The 2688-nt window shown below is 40.8% G+C and carries 4 protein-coding genes; 2 read left to right on the plus strand and 2 right to left on the minus strand.

Annotation, left to right across the window (positions count from 1 at the left end; genetic code table 11):
• On the plus strand, positions 1-445 hold a 445-nt coding region (phoU, locus tag AB4653_RS19665; RefSeq protein ID WP_372105084.1), incomplete at its 5' end, for a phosphate signaling complex protein PhoU.
• Between the two features lie 9 nt (positions 446-454).
• On the opposite strand, the gene AB4653_RS19670 is transcribed toward phoU, so the two are convergent.
• Positions 455-946 carry a hypothetical protein gene (locus AB4653_RS19670; protein WP_032555329.1) on the minus strand — a complete coding sequence of 164 codons (492 nt, stop codon included), beginning with the start codon at positions 944-946 and terminating at the stop codon, positions 455-457.
• A gap of 383 nt (positions 947-1329) precedes the next feature.
• On the opposite strand from AB4653_RS19670, the gene AB4653_RS19675 reads away from it, so the two are divergent.
• The gene (locus AB4653_RS19675) at positions 1330-2025 is read left to right on the plus strand and encodes a hypothetical protein (protein ID WP_009848272.1); all 696 of its coding nucleotides are present in this window, start codon (positions 1330-1332) and stop codon (positions 2023-2025) included.
• 27 nt (positions 2026-2052) lie between these two features.
• Here AB4653_RS19675 and AB4653_RS19680 read toward each other — a convergent pair.
• Positions 2053-2688 (minus strand): LysR substrate-binding domain-containing protein (locus AB4653_RS19680; RefSeq protein ID WP_372105086.1); only part of this gene is annotated, 636 nt, incomplete at its 5' end.

Below are 2688 nucleotides of genomic sequence, written 5' to 3' on the forward strand. Positions count from 1 at the left end.
GATTATGGCGATCATCAAAACCATTACTGATCTAGAACGTATTGGCGATGTGGCCTCTAAAATCGCACAGGGTGCGATTGAGATCCCTTCGACCAAAGAACAAAAATTTCACGTCTCGTTAGAACCATTGTGTCGTCAGGCTATCACTATGCTGCATCAAGTATTAGATGCTTTTGCTCGTATGGATGTAGATGCGGCAGCAGAAGTACATAAACTTGACGATAAGCTGGATGCGGAATATGAAGCTGTGATTCGTCAGTTGATGACGTACATGATGGAGGATCCTAAGAACATCCCCAATATCCTGCAAGTGATGTGGTCAGCTCGTGCGATTGAGCGAGTGGGAGATCGTTGCCAAAATATCTGTGAATACATTATCTACTTTGTGAAAGGTAAAGATGTACGCCACCTTGGTGATCAAAGCCTAGATGACGCACTGAAGTAGGTATTAACTTTAGAACCGAATAATTGCACCAAGGTTAAGGTTGATTGTTGTGTCGTAAGGCACAAAGGTCTTATTGTGATCAAAAATATTCATATCAACACCAGCACGTAGCCCAAGTATTGGTGTTGCTTGGTAAACGTAGGCTCCACCAAGACTTAATCCATGTGCTGTCTTCTCTTCAATTTCGCCGTTACGCGTTTTTGTTCCGTCATAACTCGCTACACCAATCTCCGCCTGAAAGCCGTGATTCTGGTTGCTTCCAAACATATTTTGAATACCAATGCGGTACGCATCGACAGTTTCATCGTATCGGTCGCTGTCATACCAAAGCTGAGAATAGCTCAGATAAACCACACCTAGATTTGCCACATCAGTAATACCTGCTTGTATTCCAAAACCATGATAAGAACCAATCTTTAGTTCAGGAGATAAGTGAAGACCATTTGAAAGTGCAGAGGTTGAGAATAAAGCTGAAGCTAAAAGAAGTGTTTTAAATTTCATGGTACCACCGAAGTAATTTTGCGCTCTCCTTAGCATTAGGTCGATCCATGCGTGAATCCAGTGAAATCACTGGCTAACGGTGATCATTATATGGGCTTTGAAAGAGCAGGCTAATTCGCATTGATTATCTCTGTGATAATGCTTGCTTATCAGCAGGAGTAATCATTACACGTGATCTTTGGGTCTTACGTAGCCTTACAAAACGAGCGTGATAGAAGTGTCTAAACATAAGCTGATGTTCTCTAATGTATTTGTTTAAGGCACATGAGAAAAATAACGATAGTATCGATATAGCTCATTGATGCTCGCTATATTCTTACTTATCTTTAATTTATTCTTCTACTGAATTTTTCCCTTACATTTATTTTTAGGTAGATATCAGTATGAAGAAGTTTCTTTTCGTTGTGACTCCTCTTTTCGCGTTAACTGCGTGCGGCAGCGTTGCCATCATGGACAAATCAGATGCGGTTAATCAGCAGCCAGAACTCATGGTTAAAACTGATGGTGATTTTTGGGGGTTAGGACAAGAAGGGACGTTTGATATTGCAGGTATGTACCAAGGTAAATATAGCCGAGATTCATCAGGTTCAACATGGTTTGAGACTGTTTCATTCAAAGAGGGTGAGCTGGCTGCTGAAATCACTAGAGTCGATAATGGCCAAGTGTGGAACTTAGTCTGTTCTGGCGGTGGCACTTCAGTTAACTACATGGGTGTTGATTTTGGTGGCAATAAACCTTACCGCTGTTCTGTATCTCAAAGCAATGAGAATATAGGAGAGTTCGTTTTAGAGCCTCAATCTGGGATGATCAGTGTTAGCTTAGAAAAGAAAGAAGCTGGCTATATCCGAGTTGGGGCGAATAAATATGACGTAGAAACTGTCCATTCAAGTAAAGACCTTTTAATGTCGGTAGAAAAACCACTAGGGTATAGCTTTAAAAAAGCTTCTAAAGAAATAGCGGCTGCACAGACAAATGGAATGATAACGCTACAGATGTTACCTGAACTTAATGAAGCGGAAAAAGACACATTAGTTATCGGTACCATCGCTAGCGCACTGAGCTGGCGTCCGGAAGAGTAAAATACAATATATAACTTTTAATCGAACTTACTTTTGTACTTGTTCTGATAAAACTTGCTCTATGAGTTTTGAAAGCCAGTTTGTTAAAGGTGAGTTTCGATTTTTAATGTGTATATAACTATAGACCGGAGTTTTCAGCGTTTTTCCGTCGACTGAGACATCTATCCCGCGTAATGTCGGATAGTTTTCTACTGGGAAAAGGTTGGAATGGGGCATGTACATATCAGTATGTTGAATGACATCGATTAGAGCCATGACCAATTCGCTGCGAAAACCGATACGATGCTCGATGGAAAGGTCGGTTAGAATCTGAGACGCTAAGCTAAAATTGTCATTCCAACCTGGCGTTACTAAAGATGCGATTTCGTACCCTGCCATGTCATATGGAGTCACGGTGTTTTGCTTTAAAGGGTGATCTTTCCTAACAAATATACGTCCTGTTAATTCAATGAGCTGCCTTGTATAGACTTCTTTACTTGTCTTTTCCCCTAAGTAGCTTACTCCCATCAAAACCTCATCTTTTTGTATATCTGAGACAGACGAGTTTGACCATGGAACAAGCTTTAGTTTAGCGTTTGGTGCTTGCGCTTTTATATCTTTAAAAAGTGAGCCAGACAGACAAGAAAGCACCACTGGAGATAGGGCTATTTTCAACGTGTAATC

The organism is Vibrio sp. 10N.222.48.A3 (genome assembly GCF_041475345.1).
In the GTDB taxonomy this organism is placed as follows: Bacteria; Pseudomonadota; Gammaproteobacteria; order Enterobacterales; family Vibrionaceae; genus Vibrio; species Vibrio tasmaniensis_A.